Genomic DNA, 22,233 nt, shown 5'->3' with positions numbered 1-22,233 from the left:
TGATTTAGGATTATTTTTTTACTGGACGTTGCCAATTATTAACATTACGTTGTTTACCCCGGGCAATAGATAACGCTTCTTTTTCAACTTCTTTAGTAATAACAGAACCTGCGCCAACAGTCGCTGTTTCACCAATAGTCACGGGGGCAACTAATGAGCTATTTGAACCAATAAAAGCATAATCCTTAATGATGGTTTGTGCTTTATTAACCCCATCGTAATTACACGTAATGGTACCTGCACCTATGTTGACATTTTTACCAATAAGGGTGTCACCAAGGTAGGTTAAGTGCCCTGCTTTACTACCTTCACCTAGGGTGGTTTTCTTCATTTCAACAAAGTTACCTACGTGTGAGTTTTTAAGCATTGATGTACCAGGACGAATTCGCGCGAACGGTCCTACAGAACAATTTTCACCTATAACGGCATCTTCGATAATAGTATTAGGTTTTATTTCAACATTTTCACTAATATAGCAATTTTTCAAAATACAATTAGCGCCAATACTTACACCACTAGCTAATTCTACCTTGCCTTCAAAAATACAATTAATATCAATACTAACTTCATTACCTATCACTAACGAACCTCGAATATCAATACGGGCAGGGTCGCGTAAACTTGCGCCAGCAATCATTAACTCTTGCGCTAATCTTGCTTGATAAGCACGCTCTAATGAGGCTAATTGTACTCTATTATTTGCACCTTCTACTTCAATTTCTGTTTCAGGGTGTGCTGTTGCTATTGATTTACCTTCATGATGCGCTGCTGCAATGATATCGGTTAAATAATATTCACCTTGAGCATTTTCATTAGACAGACCGCTTAACCAACGTTTCAAGTCACCACCATTAGCTAACAAAATACCCGTATTGGCTTCATTAATGGTTAGCTGTTCTGGGCTTGCATCTTTTTGCTCAATAATACCAACCACTTGCCCATCAACACGCACAATACGACCATAGCCAGTTGGGTTAGCTAAATTAACCGTTAATAAGGCCATTCCATTTTCTGGTTTGGCCTGTAGTAAACTTTCTAAAGTTGATACTTTAGTCAGTGGTACATCGCCATACAGTACCAAAACATTTTCATCATCTTTTAAAAAAGGAGAAGCTTGGTCAACCGCATGCCCCGTGCCTAATTGCTCTTTTTGTTCTACAAAGGTTAAATCTTCACCTAAGCCATTTTCAGTTAACGCTGCTTTAAGTACTTCACCACCAAAACCATAAACAACATAAATATTTTTAGCACCAATTTGGCGTGCAGTATCAATAACATGTGAAACCATGGGCTTATCAGCGACAACATGAAGTACTTTAGGTAAGGTAGAGCGCATACGAGTACCTTTACCCGCAGCAAGAATAACAACAGAGAGAGACATGATAAATCCATTCAAATTAACTAATTTTTTATCGCTGTATTGTACCTAAACTTCAGCTCTCTTTACTAGTGATTATGTTGAATATCCATACTTTCTCCATTTGCGTTGTATATGCCAGACGCACTATGATCGATAAAACCAAGATTAATCATTTTAATTAAAAAGGGATCGGATTCATTATCACCAATATCGGCAAAATCAGTGCTTTGATAATTGGCTCGTTGGGCAAAAATCTGATTGATCACTTTCATGTTGTGCTCAATTTTTTGTAATTGCCAATGACTTTTTTTATTACCTTGTGTAATGGTTAACTCTGTAATTAAATTCAAATTTTTATTCCATAACAGTTTTCCGCTCAAGTTTGAATCATCACTGTGCCATTGATACTGTTCTTGCTGATAGCACTCGTCTGCCATAGTATTAATTAATGTTAACGTCTGTTTTTTACTGTTTGGAATAAGCTGTCTAATTTGTTGCCAATATTCTTCTGACATTGGTTTAGCTTGATATTCAATGCTTCTTTTAAATTGATCAAAATGCGTAGTTTTTTGAACTAAGCCATTACTTGATCTATACCAAGTAGTCGATTGCTCGCCATTAATTGACAACACTTTTTGATTAGTTCGCCATAATGAACTGAGGTGAACGGCTTTATCTGTAATTGAATATTGGTTTTCATTACTGTGTATTTTACTGTTTGTTAGTTGATAATACGCACCGAGAAAGTCTTCGCTAAGATGGCAAGTTTGCTCTGCTTTTACCATAAAAGTAGTGAATACTAACAGTAAAAAAATGGCTATAGAACTTTTCATTAAATACTCCAGGGGAGTTATCACTAACCCCCCCTTAATTGGTGAAAACAGCTAACGTTATTCGTTGCTACCTGTTAAATTTGCGGCGTAATTCATAATATGAAAAATAATACTTTGCTCATTTGTACCTGTAACTAAATGTGCACCTGGTCCTGATGCAAAAATGGCCACGTCTTCACCTGCGTGGGTTTCTGATGATAAAGGCACCAGTGCTTCTTGATGAAAACCAACCGTTGTTGTATCAACACTCGTTAAATCAACACGACCTGCACCATTTTCATTAGCATAGGCGGCATCTGCATCAGTTTCTTGCCCTAGGTTTTGATATCCAAGGCCATTGGTATACCCCAATGTAGTGTATGGCATACCATCACTTGCTAAACTTTCTTCCGTTTGACCTACACCCACTACTTTACCGAGTATTGGATTACCGCGCTTTGGATAACCTGCTATGGTAAATACGTGGCTGTGATCCGCTGTAACAATAATGAGTGTCTCTTCGGGGTTAGTACTATCCATAGCCATTTGCACCGCTTTAGCAAACTCAATTGTGTCATTTAATGCGTTATATGCGTTACCCGCATGATGCGCGTGGTCTATTCGACCTGATTCAACCGTTAAGAAAAAACCTTTATCATTATTGTCTAGTATATCAATGGCTTTGCTAGTCATTTCACTCAAACTAGGTTCACCTGCAATATCATTTGCTCTATCGGCTTCATATTGCATATGTGATTCATTAAATAATCCAAACAGGCGAGTTGTTGTTTCAGGGTTAATTGCATCAAAACCAGCTTGATCAACTATATACTTGCCTGATGTGTACTTGGCACGCCACTCAGCAGTTAAATCGCGCCCATCATTTCTATCACCTTCTTTTTCACTTACTGCATCAATACTATTGAATGCTGCATCTTTAGGTAAAAAATGACGGCGACCTCCACCCATCACAACCTCAATACCATCAACATCTACGCCTGTCATTCTGGCTTCTAAATTAACCTCAAAATTTACTAATTGTGAAGCTATATCTTCACAGCCCGCAGCAATGGAGTTAGCAGACATATCTGATACATCTTCCCAATTGCGCTCTGCAGATTTTGCGTAAGTCGCTGCTGGTGTTGCATGCGTAATTCGTGCTGTAGAAATAATACCAGTAGATTTACCCGCAATTTCAGCAAGCTCTAATGCTGTTGTCATTTCATTACCAGCAACGCTTAAACAGTCACCTCGCTGAATATCTGCATCAACACCTAATACACCTGCATCTGTTTTCACGCCTGACATCATGGCGGTCATGGTGCCTGCAGAATCAGGCGTTTGTGCATCAACATTATAGGTTTTAGCAAATCCTGTAAAAGGAAAGTTTTCAAAACTTAAACGATTACTTTCTCCTAGCATACCTTTGCGCTGCCCTTCAAGAATTCGCGCAGCGGTTAAGGTAGAGATACCCATGCCATCACCAACAAATAAAATAACATTTTTTGCTTTGCCTTTAAGTTCTGATATTTCAGACACACTTTGCCAATTAGTTTCTGCCGTTTCTATTGCTTTTTCCCCTTGAATAAACCATTCATTGGAAACGTTTGTCGATAAGCTTTCTCGGGTTAACGTATTATTTTTATCACTATCATCACATGCGGCCAAACTGCATAAAATGGTAAGAGCAATTATTGAGTTATTAAAGTTTTTCATACATTTTTCCTAAATTATTAACTTTGGCAACTATTCAGTTAAACCAAGCGCTTTATTGATGATATGGAATATAACGCTCTGTTCAATATTACCTTGTACTAGTTGAGCACCTGGTCCCATGGCGTGAACAGAAATATCTTCTCCTGCATGGGTTTCTGAACCTAAAGGAATGTTAGCTTCTTGATGATAACCACTGTCCATCGTGTTAATTGCTGTTAAATTTATACGCCCTGAATTAATAGCTTCGTTGTAACCTTTGTCTGCATCTGTTGCACCAATAAGGTTACGATGTCCTAAACCATTGGTATAACCTACTGTGGTGTACGGCATGCCATCACTCGCTAAAGTTGCTTCAGTGCTTCCAACAGAAACAACTTTACCCAAAATAGGGTTGCCCCGTTTTGGGTAACCTGCAATGGTAAAAACATGGCTATGATCGGCAGTAACTAAGATCAATGTTTCTTCTGGATTAGTATTATCAATTGCCGCTTGAACAGCATTAGCTAACTCAATCGTATCGGTTAAGGCATTGTATGCGCTACCTGCATGATGACCATGGTCAATACGCCCAGATTCAACAGTAAGAAAGTATCCTTTCTTATTGTTATCTAGAATATCTAATGCGGTAGTCGTCATTTCTGTTAAACTTGGTTCTCCAGCAATATCATTTACTCTATCAGCCTCATATTGCATGTGCGACTCGTTGAATAACCCTAAAACTTGCGGTGTATTAGTGGTATCTAATAAATCAAAACCCGTTTGATCAACAATATATTTACCTTGTGGGTAATTTGTTTGCCATTGCGCAGTTAAGTCAACTTCATCTGTTCTGTCTCCTTCAACTTCACTCATTGCATCTGCACTATTAAAAGCGATGTCTTTTGGTAAAAAGTGACGACGACCGCCCCCAAACATTACTTCAATACCATCAACATCAACGTCTGGATAACGTTCTTCTAGATTTTTTTCAAAATTGATAAGTTGTGAGGCAATATCTTCACAGCCTTGATCCACGGCTTCGCTCGGCATATCAGAAATATCTTCCCAATTGCGTTCCGCTGATTTTGCATACGTAGCGGCTGGTGTTGCATGTGTAATACGCGCTGTCGAAATAATACCCGTTGATAACCCGCGTATTTCAGCAAGTTCTAGTAAAGTAACAGCTTCATTACCTTTTACTGTTGCACAGTTACCTCGTTCTATATTTTCAGTTACCCCTATCACGCCAGCATCACTTTTTAACCCAGACATCATCGCTGTCATTGTGCCAGCAGAATCTGGGGTTTGTGCATCAACATTATAGGTTTTTACCAAAGCGCTGAATGGAAATTTTTCAAAACTTAAATACCCTTCTTCTCCAGATTTTCCTGCTTGTTGCCCTTGTAATATTCGTGCTGCGGTTAGTGTTGAAATACCCATACCATCACCGACGAAAAGAATCACATTTTTAGCTTTACTTTGTGTTGTTTGTGCCAATTTATTCGCTAGTACTTGCTCGCCTTGCTTATACCAGTCATTAGTTTTTTGATCATTAAATAAATCAACAGCTAACGCAGAGAGGCTTACACTCGGTAGCATAGTCGCTAAGACTAATGCGATGGTTTTTTTGTGCATTATTTACTCCAACCAGATAAATTAAAAATTAATATGCGAGCTAAAATAAAGCATTTGTGTGAAGTAAATATGACTAAAATATGGCGTTTCATTGATGTTTATATGACGATTAAGTGACAAAAAATAAATCATTTTTATATAGGGTTCAGGTTGAATCAGTATTATTTTTTCTTGCACACATCAAGTGCAAATGAGCTTTTTTTCGCCCTAAAATTACGCATAAGGTTAATATTTTTATTCATACTAGTATTATTTTTTTGTTATTTTTCATTAAGTTGTTTTTTATAAAATCTTTGGTACACATTTTGCGATAGCACTGTCAATATTGTCTGTGAGAGTGATAAGTAAACTATGAGTTCAAAAATAAAGTTAGTGGTGGTGGGTAATGGTCCTGTTGGTCATAATTTTTTAGAGTATTTGGTTGAAAGTGGTCAAAGTGAAAATTATCAAGTCACCGTCTTTGGTGAAGAACCTATTCCAGCCTATGATAGAGTCCATTTAACCGCTTGGTTTAAAAATCAATCAGTTGAAGACATTAATATGGTTCACGATGACTTTTACCCTCATAATAACTTCACTCTCCATACTGGAGACAAAGTTACACAAATAGATCGTTTTAAAAAAGTCGTTGTTTCTGAATCTGGTCTTGAAGTGAATTACGACAAGATTATTCTTGCAACAGGTTCTTTTCCTTTTGTTCCACCTGTTCCTGGTCATCAACGCGATAATGTTTTTGTTTACCGTACCATTGAAGACCTTGAAAAAATTACAGCGGCTGCAAAAACAGGAAAAGTAGGCGCTGTTATTGGTGGTGGCTTACTTGGTTTAGAAGCGGCTAAAGCTCTCATGGATTTAGATTTACAAACTCATGTAATTGAGTTTGCGCCTCGCTTGATGGCTGTGCAAGTCGACGATGGTGGTGGCAAAATGCTGAGTAAAAAAATTCAAGATTTAGGTGTTAGTGTTCATACACAAAAAAATACCCAAAATATTACCGATGGAGACACTGCTTTTCATAAAATGAGTTTTGCTGACGGTGAAGAATTAGAAACAGATATTATTGTATTTTCAGCAGGTATTCGTCCACGTGATGAACTGGCTCGCCAAGCGGGTTTAGGCATGGGCGCTCGTGGTGGTGTGGTAATTAATAATAATTGCTTAACTTCAGATCCTGACATTTATGCCATTGGCGAAGTGGCGCTTTGGGATAATAAAATTTACGGTTTAATTGCCCCTGGTAACGCTATGGCTCATGCAGCCGTTGATCACTTAACAAATACAGGCACTAGCGAGTTTACTGGTGCTGATATGAGTACAAAATTGAAACTGATGGGCGTTGACGTTGCGTCTATTGGTGATGCTCACGGTACAACACCTAACTGTCGTAGTTATACTTATGTTAATGATCGTGAAGAAGTTTACAAAAAAATTGTAGTGAGTCAAGATGACAAGCTATTACTTGGTGCAGTACTTATTGGCGATGCTGCGGAATACGGCTCTTTATTACAATTCATGCTAAATAAAATGGAATTACCCAGTGAACCTGAAGGCCTTATTCTACCAAGTTTAGACGGCTCATCGAGCGGAATTGGTGTTGATGCACTACCTGATTCTGCTCAACTTTGTTCATGTTTAAACGTGACTAAAGGCGATATTATTGACGCTGTAGAAGCTGGTGCTTCCGACATGGCTGCTATTAAATCTTGCACCAAAGCAGCCACAGGCTGTGGTGGTTGTACAGCTTTAGTAACCCAAGTATTAAACTGCGAATTAGAAAAACAAGGGGTGGAAGTTAATACTGATCTTTGTGAACATTTTGCTTACACACGCCAAGATTTATATAACATTATCCGCGTTGAAAATATTAAGAGCTTTGCTGAATTACTTGAAAAACACGGTACTGGTTTAGGTTGTGATATTTGTAAACCAACAGCGGCTAACATTTTAGCTTCTTGTTGGAATGATCACGTATTTAATAGCAACCTTCAAGGCTTACAGGATACCAATGATTACTTCATGGGTAATATGCAAAAAGATGGTACTTATTCTGTTGTGCCTCGAGTTGCTGGTGGTGAAATTACCCCAGAGAAATTGATTGTTTTAGGTGAGGTTGCTAAAAAGTATAACCTTTATACCAAAATTACTGGCGGTCAACGGGTTGACTTATTTGGTGCTCGCTCTGAACAATTACCTGATATTTGGCGTGAATTGGTTGATGCTGGCTTTGAAACAGGCCATGCATACGGCAAATCATTAAGAACCGTTAAATCATGTGTTGGTTCAACATGGTGCCGTTATGGTGTTCAGGATTCAATGGCATTATCTATTTTATTAGAAAATCGTTACAAAGGATTACGCTCACCCCATAAATTAAAAATGGCCGTTTCTGGATGTACCCGTGAATGTGCAGAAGCACAGAGTAAAGATGTGGGTATTATTGCCACTGAAAACGGGTGGAATATGTATGTGTGCGGTAATGGAGGTATGAAACCTCGCCATGCTGATTTATTTGCTTCAGATCTTAGTGATGTTGATTTAATTAAATATATTGACAGATTTTATATGTTTTATATTCGCACAGCGGATCGCTTACAACGTACCTCAGTGTGGATGGATAATATGGAAGGCGGTTTAAAGTATTTAAAATCTGTCATTATAGACGACAAATTAGGCTTAGCAGCTGAATTAGAGCAAGAAATGTCTAACGTGGTCGATACTTATCAATGTGAATGGAAAACAACCATTGAAGATCCTGAAAAACTGAAGCGTTTCACTCACTTTGTTAACAGTAAACTACATGACGACAATGTAATATTCACTACTGAACGTGAACAAATACGCCCTGCTATGACTTCAGAACGAAGCACTGAAACAGTTTAATAAGGAAACATGATGACCACAATACAACAGCAATGGTTCGATATTTGTAATATTGATGACATACTACCCAGCATGGGACGTTGCGCACTTTTTAATAAACAACAAATTGCAATTTTTCGAATAACCGATGAGCATGGCCAACAAAATCTATATGCTATTGATAATTACTGTCCGTTTAGTCACTCTAATACTCTATCACGCGGTTTAACGGGAAGTATTGATAATAAAGTAGTAGTCGCCTCTCCGCTTTATAAGCAACATTTTGAGTTAACGACTGGGCTTTGCCTTGAAGATGGTAATGTTAGCGTTAAAACTTACCCTGTGCGCCTTAACGGCAGTACCGTTCAGCTTGCAGCATAAGGAATTATAATGAACAATTTTACTAAATATACTTATTACACCGCTGATGTTTTTACCGATCAAGCTTTTAATGGTGTGCCTTTACCTGTTTTTCCTGAGGCAAGCGGTTTAACTGATATTCAAATGCAAAAAATTGCCAATGAACTCAATGCTTCAAGTACTATTTTTTTGCTACCCGCAGATGATGAAAACACTCGAAATATTCGTGTTTTTTCTAAAGATAAAGAACAACCTACCAGCCTTCATGCAATTTTAGCAGCGAGTTATGTTTTAGCAAAAACAACCATAACTCTCACTAGTAAACATACACTTATTTCACTTATTTCACTTATTTCAACTATGAAAGGTCATAATCAGGTAATTAATAGCTATGTATCTAAAAATGATGATGGTGATGTAGGTATTATTCAACAAACCTATGATACCCATGCAGCAATTGATTATTACACACCAACTACTGATGAATTAGCTGCTATGTTGTCACTTAGTCCTGCAGATATAGGATTTGACCATTATCGTCCTTTGATTGTTTCTTGTGGTGTTCCTTATTTAATTGTACCTATTATGTCTTACACAGCGATACGTGAGGCTAAATTTAACGAATCAGCATGGAGTAATTCATCAGCACCCAGTTCATTAGCGCAAGAAATCTTACTTTTTGCTAACAATACCGATGATAACCCTGCTGATTTTCATGCTCGCTTATTAGGTCCCGCTATTGCACATCATGAAGATCCACCGATAGGCGGTGCAATACCGGCTTTTGCTAGTCATATTTGTGATCATCCTCATGTACAAGCAGGTACTCATGTTTTTGGCATTCAAAGGGGCGCAAATGATGCTCGAAAGAGTCTTTTTTATGTAGAAATGGATAACAAACAAAGCAAAGACTTAACCATACGTGTTGGCGGACACGGCGTTTTAATGAGTGAAGCAAATATTAGAGTATAATTATAATAGTCGTTATTTCCAGTAATTAACCTGAACTCAGTTTAAGAGATAGTTAGTATTATATTAAATTGAGGCAAAACTTGATTACATCTGATAACTAAATTTACACTTTGTTAGTTTTAAATATACGATCAATACCCTTTTCAGTATCTTTTAAATCATAGGGAACTTTTTATAATTTCCCTACTCTTAATAAAGGTAAGTTTTATTTCCCTTGAGTGTTTTATGCGTCTATTAAATAGACGTATTTTTTTGCCTGTAATTGAATGAAATAGGTATTACCTAATATCTTCCAAAAAAAACGCCTTGTTACTATAAAGCAACAAGGCGTTTCTAATTGATTCACTAAACCTTAGTTTATGACTGAATAAGAGATATTATTAATTTCTTTTATTCGTCGCTTGAATAACACGTAATTGAGCTACTGCACGTGCTAATTCAGCCGCAACTGCGGCATAGTCTACATCAGTGCCATGGGCATTCATGTTTTCTTCTGCGCGTTGTTTAGCTTCTAAAGCGGCTTGTTCATCCAAGTCATCACCACGTGTTGCTACATCCGCTAACACAGTTACTTGATTTGGTTGAACTTCTAACATACCACCAGACAGATAGATAACTTCTTCGCTACCATCATTTTTAGTAATAAGTGCCATACCAGGTTTTAGTGAGGTCAGTAAAGGTGCGTGACCAGGCATAATACCCAACTCACCTTCACTACCTGTGATCTGTAATGATTTGATGCTGCCAGAAAATAAACTTTCCTGTGCACTTACTACATCCAGATTAACAGTTAATAATGCCATTTGACTCGACCTCTTAAATTGTAAGCACTTATATTTTACAAGTGCTTACCAGATGATTACATCTTGTTAGCTTTCTCTACGGCTTCTTCAATTGAACCAACCATGTAGAACGCTTGCTCAGGCATATCATCATATTCACCTGCTAAAATTCCTTTGAACCCAGCAATGGTGTCTTTTAATGATACATATTTACCAGGTGAACCAGTAAATACTTCAGCAACAAAGAACGGTTGAGATAAGAAACGTTGAATCTTACGTGCGCGAGATACTGTTTGTTTATCTTCTTCAGATAACTCATCCATACCTAAGATGGCGATGATATCTTTAAGTTCTTTATAGCGTTGTAATACAGTTTGTACGCCACGAGCTACTTCATAATGTTCTGCACCAACCACTAATGGGTCAAGCTGACGAGAAGTTGAATCTAGTGGGTCAATCGCAGGATAAATACCTAACTCAGCAATAGAACGAGAAAGTACTACAGTTGCATCTAAGTGAGCAAAGGTAGTTGCAGGGCTTGGATCGGTCAAATCATCTGCTGGTACATATACCGCTTGAATTGATGTGATTGAACCTTTATTAGTTGAGGTAATACGTTCTTGTAATACACCCATTTCTTCAGCAAGTGTAGGTTGGTAACCTACCGCTGATGGCATACGACCAAGTAACGCTGATACTTCAGTACCTGCAAGTGTATAACGGTAAATGTTATCTACGAAGAATAATACATCACGACCTTCGTCACGGAATTTTTCTGCCATAGTCAAACCTGTCATGGCAACACGTAAACGGTTTCCTGGAGGCTCGTTCATTTGACCGTATACTAACGATACCTTATCAAGTACGTTAGAATCGTTCATTTCGTGATAGAAATCGTTACCTTCACGTGTACGCTCACCAACACCAGCGAATACTGAATAACCACTGTGCTCAATAGCGATGTTACGGATAAGTTCCATCATGTTTACTGTTTTACCAACACCAGCACCACCGAAAAGACCAACTTTACCACCCTTAGCGAATGGACAAACTAAATCGATTACTTTGATACCTGTTTCTAACAATTCGTTAGACATGGCTTGTTCTGCGTAAGCTGGTGCTTCACGGTGAATAGACCAACGGTCTTTTTCACCAATAGGGCCAGCTTCATCGATAGGTTCACCTAGTACGTTCATGATGCGACCTAAGGTCTCAACACCAACAGGAACTTGAATTCCCTTACCGGTATTTACTACATTCAGTCCACGACGCAAACCGTCTGAGGTACCCATTGCAATAGTACGTACAACACCGCCACCAAGCTGCTGTTGAACTTCTAGTACTAAACCATCTAGGTCACCTTCGGTTATATTTAATGCGTCATATACCTGAGGTACAGCATTTTGTGGAAATTCAACATCCACAACTGCGCCAATGATTTGGACGACTTTACCTGTACTCATGTTTATTCCTCTTAATTTAAATTTGCTGATATAACAGCAAATTCTAAGTTAAATTACGAAACTATTGACTGCCTTTGTATTATAACAAGGGCAAATTACCAATTAACCAACCGCTGCCGCTCCTGCTACAATCTCACCCAACTCTTGAGTAATTGCAGCTTGACGTGCTTTGTTGTATACCAGTTGTAAATCATCAATCAGCTCACCAGCATTGTCTGTTGCGGCTTTCATGGCTACCATACGGGCAGCTTGTTCACAGGCTAGGTTTTCAACCACACCTTGATATACTTGCGATTCTACATAACGAACTAATAATTGATCTAACAATACGTTAGCATCAGGTTCGTATATGTAATCCCAACGATGCTTAATAGCGTCATCGTCAGATTTAGGCAAAGGTAACATTTGATCAACTGTTGGCTCTTGTGTCATCGTATTAACAAATTTGTTATACACAACGAACAATTTATCAATTTCACCGTCATCATAGGCTTTCAACATAACCTGTACACTACCAACTAAGTCAGTAATTGAAGGGTTATCCCCTAGCCCAGATATTTGTGCAGATACTTTAGCGCCCATGTTGTTAAAAAATGAAGTAGCTTTAGAGCCTACTACCGCAAATTCAACTTCTGCTGATTCTGACTGCCATTTAGCAGCATCAGCGAGCACTTTTTTAAATAAATTAATATTTAAACCACCACACAAACCACGGTCTGTTGATACAACAATATAGCCAACACGCTTAACTTCACGTTCTTCCATATAGGGATGGCGATATTCTAAGTTGCCAAGCGCAATATGACCGATCACGTTTCGTATATTTGTCGCATATGGACGAGAGGCTGCCATGCTTTCTTGTGCTTTACGCATTTTTGAAGCGGCAACCATTTCCATAGCGTTTGTGATCTTTTGAGTGTTTTGTACACTCGCAATCTTGGTTTTTATTTCTTTACCAACGGCCATGACTCTCTCTCCGAAAAGATTACTTAATTAAAAACGTCTTACCAAGTTTGTGTAGACTTGAAATTTTCAAGTGCTTTCGTCAAACCTGCTTCAATGTCTTTATCGTAGTTACCTGATTCGTTAATCGTAGCCATAAGCTCAGCCTGATTATTACTCATATAGGTTTGTAACGCGTCTTCAAAATCATTGATTTTGTTTATTTCAACGTCATTCAAGAAACCTTTTTCCGCAGCAAATAAAGAGACGGCAGTTTGAGCAACAGATAATGGGCTATATTGCTTTTGCTTCATTAATTCAGTAACACGTTGGCCATGCTCTAACTGAGCACGCGTTGCGTCATCTAAATCTGAGGCAAATTGAGCAAATGCCGCTAATTCACGATATTGAGCCAATGCTAAACGGATACCACCACCTAATTTCTTGATGATTTTCGTTTGCGCTGCACCACCAACACGAGATACTGACAAACCAGCATTTACCGCAGGACGAATACCTGAGTTGAATAAATCAGACTCAAGGAATATTTGACCATCCGTAATAGAGATTACGTTTGTTGGTACGAAAGCAGATACATCACCCGCTTGTGTTTCAATAATAGGTAAAGCAGTTAATGAACCTGTTTGACCTTTTACTTCACCGTTTGTGAATTTTTCAACGTAAGCTTCGTTTACACGAGCAGCACGTTCTAATAAACGACTATGAAGATAGAAAACATCACCTGGGTATGCTTCACGACCTGGTGGACGACGAAGTAGTAATGAAATTTGACGATAAGCAACAGCTTGCTTAGACAAATCATCATATACGATCAACGCATCTTCACCGCGGTCACGGAAGTATTCACCCATTGAACAACCAGCGTATGGTGCTAGGTATTGAAGTGCAGCAGCTTCAGAAGCTGAAGCAACAACAACAATAGTATTTGATAACGCGCCGTGCTCTTCTAAGCTACGTACTACGTTTGCAACAGTAGAGGCTTTTTGGCCAATCGCTACATAAATACTTTTGATACCTGTGTTCTTTTGGTTAATGATGGCGTCAAGTGCAATCGCTGATTTACCGATTTGACGGTCACCAATGATTAATTCACGTTGGCCACGACCAATTGGAATCATAGAGTCAATTGATTTAATACCAGTTTGTACTGGTTGATCAACTGATTTACGTTCAATAACACCGGGTGCAACAACTTCTACAGGAGAGAAGCCATCATTTTCAACTGGGCCTTTGCCATCAATTGGTTCACCTAATGTATTTACTACACGGCCTAATAAGCCGCGACCTACAGGTACTTCTAAAATACGGCCAGTACCTTTAACTTTTTGTCCTTCTGCTAAATCAGCATAAGGCCCCATAACTACCGCACCGACCGAATCACGGTCAAGGTTTAACGCGATAGCATAACGACTACCAGGAAGTTCGATCATTTCACCTTGCATTACATCGGCAAGGCCATGGATACGAATAATACCATCTGTTACAGAAACGATAGTACCTTCGTTGCGAGCTTCGCTGACAACGTCAAACTGTTCAATACGATTTTTGATCAGTTCAGCGATTTCAGTGGAATTCAGTTGCATGCTCTGTTCCCTTATCTAAGATTGTAATGTTGTTGCTAAACGGCTCAGTTTACCTTGTATAGAGCCATCAATTACTACATCTCCAGCTTGTATAATCAAGCCTGAGATAATGCTTTCATCAACAATACAATTAAGCTTTACTTTACGTGCCAAGCGCTTTTCAAGCGCGGCGCTTAATGTTTTTGTCTGTGCTACTTTTAATTTAACAGCAGAGGTAACATCCACAGTAACTTCTTGTTCAAATTCAGCTTTTAATGCTAAAAATTGTTCAAGTACTTGTGGTAGCACCAACAAACGTTCGTTTTCTGCCATCACTTTCAAAAAGTTCTGGCCTTGGCTGTCTACTTGCTCGCCACAAACACCTAAAAATAATGTTTGTGCTTGCTCAACTGAAGTACCGCCAGACAAATAACCCTTAATGGTTTCATCTTTAGCAACTTCAGCAGCAAATGTTAACTGATCTAACCAGCTATCAACTGCTTTAGCTTCAACAGCAAAGTCGAACGCTGCTTTAGCATAAGGACGAGCGACGGTTGTCAATTCAGACATAGCTCTTTCCTCTTAAAGTTCAGCGACGAGTTTATCTAAAATGTCGCTATGTGCAGCGGCATCAATTGAACGCTCAAGAATTTTCTCGGCACCAGCAACAGCAAGAACAGCCACTTGTTGACGAAGTTCTTCTTTTGCACGATTACGTTCAGTTTCGATTTCTGCATGACCAGAAGCTAAGATTCTTTCTTTCTCAGCTTGCGCTTTACCAGCAGCTTCTTCAACAATTTTAGCTTCATGCTTTTTAGCAGCATCTACAATTGATGCAGCTTCAAGCTTGGCTTTTTTTAGTTGAGCTGTAGCTTTTTCTTGAGCAAGCTCAAGATCTTTAGCAGCACGGTCTGAAGCAGCAAGTCCGTCGGCAATAGTTGCTTGACGAGCTTCAATGGCACCAATAATTGGTGGCCATACATACTTCATACAGAATATTACAAATACGACAAATGCGATTAATTCACCAAGTAATGTGGCATTAAGATTCATTTGTGTACCCTCCTATTTAAATTCGCGGTTAAACAATGGACTTAAAATTAAGCACCAACTGCGAATAATAGGTATAAGCCAATCGCAACACCGATCATAGCGATCGCATCGATAAGACCCGCTACAATGAACATTTTCACTTGTAGTTGTGGGGCAAGTTCAGGTTGACGAGCAGCAGATTCTAAGAATTTGCCACCTAATAGACCAAAACCAATCGCAGTACCTAAAGCACCTAGACCGATTAGTAACGCAACAGCGATATATAACATAGTTATCTCCGATTATTTAAAGTTATAAAGTTAAAAAAAATTAAAAATTTGTACAAAAACTATCATTAATATATTTCAATATATTAATGATCTTCATGTGCTAGACTCAAATATAGAATCGTTAACATCATGAAAATAAACGCCTGTAATGGGATAACCAACAAGTGGAATGCAGCCCATAAAAAGTGTACTGGCAATTGGAATAAACCAATTGTTGCTATCAGTAAGAAAATTAACTCACCCGCATATAAATTACCAAACAAACGTAAGGCTAATGATAATGGGCGTGCTAATAAAGTAACCATCTCAAGAATAAAGTTTACTGGATAAAGTGACCAGTGACCAAAAGGCTGAGTGGTGAGTTCTTTAATAAATCCGCCAACACCTTTAACTTTAATTGAGTAGTAAATTATAAGAACAAATACACCTAAAGCTAAGGCAAAGGTCATATTTGGATCCGTTGTTGGTACTGCTTTCATGTAATGAACACCAAACAACTCAAAGATTCTAGGAATTAAATCAACTGGAACCCAATCCATTGCGTTCATTAATAACACCCAAACAAATATTGTTAATGCTAACGGCGCAATAACAGGGTTTTTACCGTGAAATGTGCTTTTAACACTATCGTCAACAAACTCAACAATAATTTCTACTACACATTGCCATTTACCGGGTACACCCGCCGTCGCTTTTTTCGCTACTGCACGAAATGATAAAATAAAAACTAAGCCCAAAAATATTGACCAACCTAAAGTATCAACATGAAAAGACCAAAAGCCTTCTCCTACAGTTAGATTCTGAAGGTGATGTTTAATATATTCTTGGCTAGTAATTTCAGCACCTGAAGCCATATTAATTATCCCAATGATTAAAGTTTAAAAATAAAATTTTTAGTTACGGTTTATCATTAATAGTACTTTTTAAAAAAAAGCGGTGATATTAATGGCATAACCATAACTAAGCAAAACATTACAAAAAATGGTATTGGCAGTAGCACTAAAAATTTAAAGGCGAGTGCAAATAACAAGGCCGTAAGAACCATTTTTAATTTTACGCCACTAAAAAAGGATTCAACCACTTTTTTTGATGACTGCGCCCCTGCATATTGAAATGCTTTCAGGGCAAAAACAATGTTGGGTACTATTGCTACTATACCACCAGTAAAACCTGATAAAGCATGCGATATATCCCAAAAAATATATATTATCAGCGTTATCATCAATACCATATACATTGTGAATAATATTTGCAAAAGAGCAATTTTTCGCCCTGTTTTAGTTAATTTATTATTCATAACTTCAATATAAAATGAATTAAAACATTACTTATAATAACAACTTTCTAATTACGATAAACATCGTAATCATATGAATTTTTTAAAGTAATAATCTTAACGCTAAAAAGTTTGCGCAAGTATACTGATTCTGGCTTTTATTGCAAGATAATAGGGCAGAGAACGCCCCTTATTTGTGCTAATAATTAACATTTATTTAAAAAATACAACTAAAGGACTAGAAGATTTTAATTTATATCAATAACAAGAATAAAATCACATTTGTCTGGCACTAACTACTCGGATGAGTCGCCTTTATTATTATTTAAGATAAAAATCACAAATAATGATTACTTTTTTCAGTTTTACAATTAAGACCAATTTTATTGATATAGCAAAAAGGCCTTTCTTTTTCAGCTGTAATTATGATGTTTTTATTACTAACGATAATGCGTACAAGCATTAAGTGTTGATAAACAAAAAATGATGATTCTTTTGTTCATAAAGGTTATATACCCAAACCACCTCAAGATGCAGGATTCAGCTGGGATTAGAAACGAGCATATTGAGGTTGTTTATAACTATTGTTTTTTTATTTTAGCTATAAATTCTTCTAATTCAGCTAAATTAGCATAAGAGATAACTAATTTACCTTTACCTTTTTTGTTATGGTTAATGGAAACTTTCAAACCTAACTGCTCTGTTAAACTTTGTTCCATGGTGGTACTCGTTTGATCTTTCTCTTTGACAGGTTTTTCTTCATTCGGGTTTTGAATTTTTTTAATTAATGCTTCCGTTTCTCTTACCGTTAATTCTTTGGTGGCCACTATTCGTGCTGCTTCTGCTTGAAGTGAGTTATCAAGTGCTAATAATGCACGCGCGTGACCCATTTCAATATCACCATTTTCTAAAAAGGTTTTAACTTCATCATTAAGGTTATTCAAACGTAATAAATTAGTTACTGTGGTACGAGATTTACCAACAGCTAATGCAACTTCTTGATGTGTTAGATCAAATTCACTGAGTAAACGGTCTAAAGCAACGGCTTCTTCCATTGCATTAAGATCTTCACGTTGAATGTTTTCAATTAAGGCAATTGCAACCGCTGATTCATCAGGTACATCTTTAATTAAACAGGGCACTTCTGTTAGTTGTGCAAGTTGTGCTGCTCGCCAACGACGTTCACCTGCTATAATTTCATATAAATTTTCACCTTCATTGTCTTTACTAATTAATCTAACAACAATGGGTTGAATTATACCTTGTGATTGAATAGATAATGATAGCTCTTCAAGTGCCGCATCAGACATGTCTTTACGTGGTTGATATTTACCTGGTGATAATTTATTAATCGCTATTTTTTTTAAATCACCATCTTTAGGATTAGTTGAATCATGATATTCTTTATTATTATCTTCTTTTGAAGTAGGTTTTACTTGCGGTGTAAGAAGTGCGTCAAGGCCTCTGCCTAAACCTCTTTTTTTAGCTGAGCTCATAATAATCCTTTAAATTATTGTGACGTATTTTCGGTTTGGCTTTGTTCGCCACTTGGCGTTTTAGTTCGGTTATTGTTGGTATTATTCTTACGTAAAACTTCCCCAGCTAAAGCTAAATAAGCTTTAGCACCTGTAGAAGATTTATCATAATACATAACAGGAGAACCAAAACTAGGCGCTTCAGCTAATCTAACATTACGAGGAATAACACTACGATATACTTTATCACCAAAATGACGCTTTAATTGTTCTGACACATCGTTAGCTAATCGATTGCGAGGGTCATACATGGTTCGTAAAATACCTTCAATGTGAAGTTTATCGTTAACAACTGTTGTTAATTTAGAAATGGTATCCATTAAAGCAGTTAAACCTTCTAAAGCATAATACTCGCATTGCATAGGTACTAGAACAGAATCAGCTGCTGTCATGGCATTTACTGTCAACATATTTAAAGAAGGAGGACAATCTATTATAATAAAATCATAATAATTTTTAACTGGTTCAAGTGCTGTTTTTAGGCGTTGTTCACGAGCAAAAACTTCCATTAATTTAATTTCTGCTGCGGTAACATCTGTATTTGCCGCAATTAAATCATATAAACCCGTTGTTTCTGTTTGTACTACTTCTTCAACCGATTTTTCTTCAATAAGTAATTCATAACATGTTGCAGGAACATCATACTTATTAATACCACTTGCCATTGTGGCATTACCTTGCGGATCAAGATCTATTAATAATACTTTTCGCTTGGTTGCGGCTAATGAAGCAGCTAAATTCACTGCTGTTGTTGTTTTACCCACACCACCTTTTTGATTCGCTACCGCTATTATTTTTCCCACAAGCGCCTCTGTTATTATTGTATTATGTTATTTAAGCATTCTTAACACTTTTTAGTTTTTTTTAATATAAGCACATGACGCTCACCTATTAAATTAGGTACTTTTATTTCATGACTTGATACTAAACTAATATTATCAGGTAAATTAGCCAATTCATCTATGGGATATTGTCCTTTTAATGCAAAAAACTGTCCTTGATCAATACTGACCAAATGCGAGCACCAGCTAACCATATCATTAAGCGATGAAAAGGCTCTACTTAATACGCCGTCAAAAGGAGCATTAAGCTGGTAATCTTCAACACGAGATTTTACTGGCTGTACATTCGTTAATTTTAATTGAAATACTACTTGTCTTAAAAAAGTAATACGTTTTCCTAAACTGTCTAGTAATACAAAATTTCTTTCTGGATATAATATCGCAAGAGGAATACCTGGTAATCCAGGACCCGTTCCAACATCAATAAAATTCTTACCTTGTAAAACCTCTCCTACCATTAAGCTGTCCATAATATGCTTTACTAGCATTTCTTGCGGATCTCTTACTGAGGTTAAGTTGTACGCTTTATTCCATTTATGTAAAAGCTCTACATATTGAATCAGCAAGTTTACTTGTTGTGATGAAACTTTCAAAGCTGTTTTACTAATCAAGCTTTCAAGTGTTGAAGTTAAGGTCATATTATTTATTTTTTAACTCTTTTAGGCTATTTTTTTACTAAGTAAGCCGTGCTTTTTTAAGTAAACTAATAATAACGAAATAGCTGCTGGAGTAATACCTGAAATTCGTGATGCTTTTCCAATAGTTTCTGGACAAGCATCTTTTAATTTAGCAACAACTTCATTTGATAAACCTGATAATTGAGTATAATCAAAATCAACAGGAATCAAAGTATCTTCATTTCGCTGTTTTTTTGCAATTTCATCTAGTTGTCTATCAATATAACCCGCATATTTAGTTTGAATTTCTATTTGTTCTGCTGCTTGTGTATCAGCGATAGCAGGGCCTAAACCTTCTATTTTCATCAAATCACTATAACGAACTTCTGGACGACGAATAAGATCTTCAAGACTCGCTTCTTTACTCATTGGTGCTTTAAGTAATGCGTTGACTTGCTCAATATTATTTTGATCTTTTTGAACCCACGTATCTTTTAATCGCTGACGTTCAACTTCAATATTTTCCATTTTTTCATTAAAACGTTGCCAACGAAGATCATCAACTAAACCAACTTCACGTCCTTTTTCAGTTAAACGAATATCAGCATTATCTTCTCGTAATAATAAACGATATTCGGCACGAGAAGTGAACATACGATAGGGTTCTTTTGTACCTAATGTAGCTAAATCATCTATTAAAACGCCCATGTAAGCTTGATCACGACCTAATATAAATTCATCACGACCTTTTACACGGTTGGCAGCATTAGTAGCAGCAATTAGCCCTTGTGCTCCAGCTTCTTCATAACCTGTTGTTCCATTTATTTGTCCTGCAAAATAAAGGTTATCAATAAATTTGCTTTCTAATGATTGTTTTAAATCTCTAGGATCAAAGTAATCATATTCAATGGCATAACCTGGACGTGTAATGAAGGCATTTTCAAAACCTTTAATAGAACGAACTAAATTCATTTGTACGTCAAACGGTAAACTAGTTGATATACCATTTGGATAGACTTCATGAGTAGTTAACCCTTCAGGTTCTACAAAAATTTGATGTGATTTTTTATCAGCAAAACGATTAATTTTATCTTCAATAGAAGGGCAGTAACGAGGCCCCACACCTTCAATAACACCTGTATACATAGGTGATCTATCAAGACCATCACGAATAAATTGATGCGTTTGTTCGTTTGTGTGAGTGATAAAGCAAGATATTTGCTGAGGATGATCATTTTGTGATCCCATAAATGAAAAGGTAGGGCGCGGGTTATCGCCAGGTTGTTCTTCCATTACTGAAAAATCTAATGATCTTGCATCAAGACGTGGTGGTGTTCCAGTTTTTAAACGATCCATTCTAAAAGGCATATCACGCATTTTAGCGGCTAAATTTATACTTGCAGGATCGCCTGCACGACCGCCTTGATAATTATTTAAACCAATATGTATTTGGCCAGCAAGAAAGGTTCCTACCGTTAATACCACTGTTTTACCTTTAAATTTAAGTCCCATTTGAGTAGAAACACCAACAACGCGTTCATTCTCTAATATTAAATCATCACAAGGTTGTTGAAAAATAGTCAAATTTTCTTGGTTTTCTAAATAATTACGTACAAAGGCTCGATAGAGTGTTCTGTCCGCTTGTGCTCTTGTTGCTCTAACTGCTGGGCCTTTACTAGCGTTAAGCGTTCTAAATTGAATTGCACTATGATCTATGGCTGTAGCCATCAAACCACCTAAAGCATCTATTTCTTTAACTAAATGTCCTTTACCTATGCCTCCTATGGCAGGATTACAAGACATTTGCCCTAAAGTATCAATATTATGGGTTAGTAAAAGTGTTTTACAGCCCATTCGTGCAGATGCAAGCGCTGCCTCAGTGCCAGCATGGCCACCACCAACAACAATGACTTCATAAGACTCTGGATACCACATAAAATTTTAACCTTAGAAAAATTACAATTAAAGAATATTGCCTTAAGCAAAATCAGGAGACGTATTTTAGCCTTTTTTTAGCAAGAGGGAAATGATCAAATGAGTAAAAAGATCATCAAGTGATCTCGGTAATATATAATAAGATCTTTATATAGATCTTATTATTATTACTTATTAAGGAGGCTAATTTCTGTGGGTAAGTGATTTTTTATTAATAATAATATCAAGTTACATAAATGATAA

20 protein-coding genes are annotated in these 22,233 nt (G+C 37.1%); 3 read left to right on the top strand and 17 right to left on the bottom strand.

What is annotated here, in order from left to right:
- Positions 1 to 10: 10 nt before the first annotated feature.
- The 4 genes from glmU to ACE1OF_RS13815 form a co-directional block, all read right to left on the bottom strand.
- On the bottom strand, positions 11 to 1,381 hold the full coding sequence (glmU, locus tag ACE1OF_RS13830; protein ID WP_448895231.1) for a bifunctional UDP-N-acetylglucosamine diphosphorylase/glucosamine-1-phosphate N-acetyltransferase GlmU: 1,371 nt from the start codon (positions 1,379 to 1,381) through the stop codon (positions 11 to 13).
- Between the two features lie 65 nt (positions 1,382 to 1,446).
- Positions 1,447 to 2,193 (bottom strand): hypothetical protein, encoded by a 747-nt coding sequence (locus ACE1OF_RS13825; RefSeq protein WP_448895230.1) that lies wholly within the window; start codon positions 2,191 to 2,193, stop codon positions 1,447 to 1,449.
- Between the two features lie 57 nt (positions 2,194 to 2,250).
- On the bottom strand, positions 2,251 to 3,888 hold the full coding sequence (locus ACE1OF_RS13820; protein ID WP_448895229.1) for an alkaline phosphatase: 1,638 nt from the start codon (positions 3,886 to 3,888) through the stop codon (positions 2,251 to 2,253).
- A gap of 30 nt (positions 3,889 to 3,918) precedes the next feature.
- On the bottom strand, positions 3,919 to 5,502 hold the full coding sequence (locus tag ACE1OF_RS13815) for an alkaline phosphatase (RefSeq protein ID WP_448895228.1): 1,584 nt from the start codon (positions 5,500 to 5,502) through the stop codon (positions 3,919 to 3,921).
- A gap of 351 nt (positions 5,503 to 5,853) precedes the next feature.
- Between ACE1OF_RS13815 and nirB the strand changes: the two genes are divergently transcribed.
- From nirB to ACE1OF_RS13800, 3 genes are read left to right on the top strand one after another with little or no spacing between them, the layout of a single operon-like run.
- The gene (gene nirB, locus ACE1OF_RS13810; protein ID WP_448895227.1) at positions 5,854 to 8,382 is read left to right on the top strand and encodes a nitrite reductase large subunit NirB; all 2,529 of its coding nucleotides are present in this window, start codon (positions 5,854 to 5,856) and stop codon (positions 8,380 to 8,382) included.
- Between the two features lie 12 nt (positions 8,383 to 8,394).
- Complete coding sequence (gene nirD / locus ACE1OF_RS13805) at positions 8,395 to 8,742, top strand: nitrite reductase small subunit NirD (RefSeq protein ID WP_448895226.1); 348 nt, start codon at positions 8,395 to 8,397, stop codon at positions 8,740 to 8,742.
- Positions 8,743 to 8,751: 9 nt separating this feature from the next.
- On the top strand, positions 8,752 to 9,693 hold the full coding sequence (locus tag ACE1OF_RS13800; protein WP_448895225.1) for a PhzF family phenazine biosynthesis protein: 942 nt from the start codon (positions 8,752 to 8,754) through the stop codon (positions 9,691 to 9,693).
- Between the two features lie 380 nt (positions 9,694 to 10,073).
- Here the strand turns inward: ACE1OF_RS13800 and ACE1OF_RS13795 are convergent, their stop codons facing one another.
- The 13 genes from ACE1OF_RS13795 to mnmG all read right to left on the bottom strand — a co-directional run bounded on the left by ACE1OF_RS13795 (position 10,074) and on the right by mnmG (position 21,990).
- Positions 10,074 to 10,496, bottom strand: a complete 423-nt coding sequence (locus ACE1OF_RS13795; RefSeq protein WP_448895224.1) for a F0F1 ATP synthase subunit epsilon — start codon at positions 10,494 to 10,496, stop codon at positions 10,074 to 10,076.
- A gap of 56 nt (positions 10,497 to 10,552) precedes the next feature.
- Complete coding sequence (atpD, locus tag ACE1OF_RS13790; protein ID WP_448895223.1) at positions 10,553 to 11,938, bottom strand: F0F1 ATP synthase subunit beta; 1,386 nt, start codon at positions 11,936 to 11,938, stop codon at positions 10,553 to 10,555.
- Positions 11,939 to 12,040: 102 nt separating this feature from the next.
- The gene (atpG, locus tag ACE1OF_RS13785; RefSeq protein ID WP_448895222.1) at positions 12,041 to 12,904 is read right to left on the bottom strand and encodes a F0F1 ATP synthase subunit gamma; all 864 of its coding nucleotides are present in this window, start codon (positions 12,902 to 12,904) and stop codon (positions 12,041 to 12,043) included.
- A 38-nt stretch (positions 12,905 to 12,942) separates the two neighbouring features.
- Positions 12,943 to 14,484, bottom strand: a complete 1,542-nt coding sequence (gene atpA, locus ACE1OF_RS13780) for a F0F1 ATP synthase subunit alpha (RefSeq protein ID WP_448895221.1) — start codon at positions 14,482 to 14,484, stop codon at positions 12,943 to 12,945.
- A gap of 15 nt (positions 14,485 to 14,499) precedes the next feature.
- Positions 14,500 to 15,033 carry a F0F1 ATP synthase subunit delta gene (gene atpH, locus ACE1OF_RS13775; protein WP_448895220.1) on the bottom strand — a complete coding sequence of 178 codons (534 nt, stop codon included), beginning with the start codon at positions 15,031 to 15,033 and terminating at the stop codon, positions 14,500 to 14,502.
- Positions 15,034 to 15,045: 12 nt separating this feature from the next.
- Positions 15,046 to 15,516: a F0F1 ATP synthase subunit B gene (gene atpF / locus ACE1OF_RS13770; protein ID WP_448895219.1), complete on the bottom strand. Its 471-nt coding sequence runs from the start codon at positions 15,514 to 15,516 to the stop codon at positions 15,046 to 15,048.
- A 47-nt stretch (positions 15,517 to 15,563) separates the two neighbouring features.
- A complete protein-coding gene (gene atpE, locus ACE1OF_RS13765) occupies positions 15,564 to 15,785 on the bottom strand; it encodes a F0F1 ATP synthase subunit C (RefSeq protein WP_076417406.1) in 222 nt (73 codons plus the stop codon).
- Positions 15,786 to 15,868: 83 nt separating this feature from the next.
- The gene (gene atpB / locus ACE1OF_RS13760; RefSeq protein ID WP_448895218.1) at positions 15,869 to 16,639 is read right to left on the bottom strand and encodes a F0F1 ATP synthase subunit A; all 771 of its coding nucleotides are present in this window, start codon (positions 16,637 to 16,639) and stop codon (positions 15,869 to 15,871) included.
- Between the two features lie 56 nt (positions 16,640 to 16,695).
- Positions 16,696 to 17,082, bottom strand: coding sequence for an ATP synthase subunit I (locus ACE1OF_RS13755; protein WP_448895217.1), 387 nt, complete (start codon positions 17,080 to 17,082; stop codon positions 16,696 to 16,698).
- Positions 17,083 to 17,642: 560 nt separating this feature from the next.
- Positions 17,643 to 18,557 carry a ParB/RepB/Spo0J family partition protein gene (locus tag ACE1OF_RS13750; RefSeq protein WP_448895216.1) on the bottom strand — a complete coding sequence of 305 codons (915 nt, stop codon included), beginning with the start codon at positions 18,555 to 18,557 and terminating at the stop codon, positions 17,643 to 17,645.
- A 14-nt stretch (positions 18,558 to 18,571) separates the two neighbouring features.
- Positions 18,572 to 19,399, bottom strand: coding sequence for a ParA family protein (locus tag ACE1OF_RS13745; RefSeq protein WP_448895215.1), 828 nt, complete (start codon positions 19,397 to 19,399; stop codon positions 18,572 to 18,574).
- A 41-nt stretch (positions 19,400 to 19,440) separates the two neighbouring features.
- Entirely contained in the window at positions 19,441 to 20,076 is a 636-nt protein-coding gene (gene rsmG / locus ACE1OF_RS13740; protein ID WP_448895214.1) for a 16S rRNA (guanine(527)-N(7))-methyltransferase RsmG, read from the bottom strand.
- A 21-nt stretch (positions 20,077 to 20,097) separates the two neighbouring features.
- Positions 20,098 to 21,990, bottom strand: a complete 1,893-nt coding sequence (gene mnmG, locus ACE1OF_RS13735) for a tRNA uridine-5-carboxymethylaminomethyl(34) synthesis enzyme MnmG (RefSeq protein WP_448895213.1) — start codon at positions 21,988 to 21,990, stop codon at positions 20,098 to 20,100.
- Between the last annotated feature and the right edge of the window lie 243 nt (positions 21,991 to 22,233).

The organism is Colwellia sp. E150_009 (assembly GCF_053543955.1).
The sequence above is the reverse complement of the archived record's forward strand: the minus strand, read 5'-3'. Positions and strand labels throughout refer to the sequence as shown.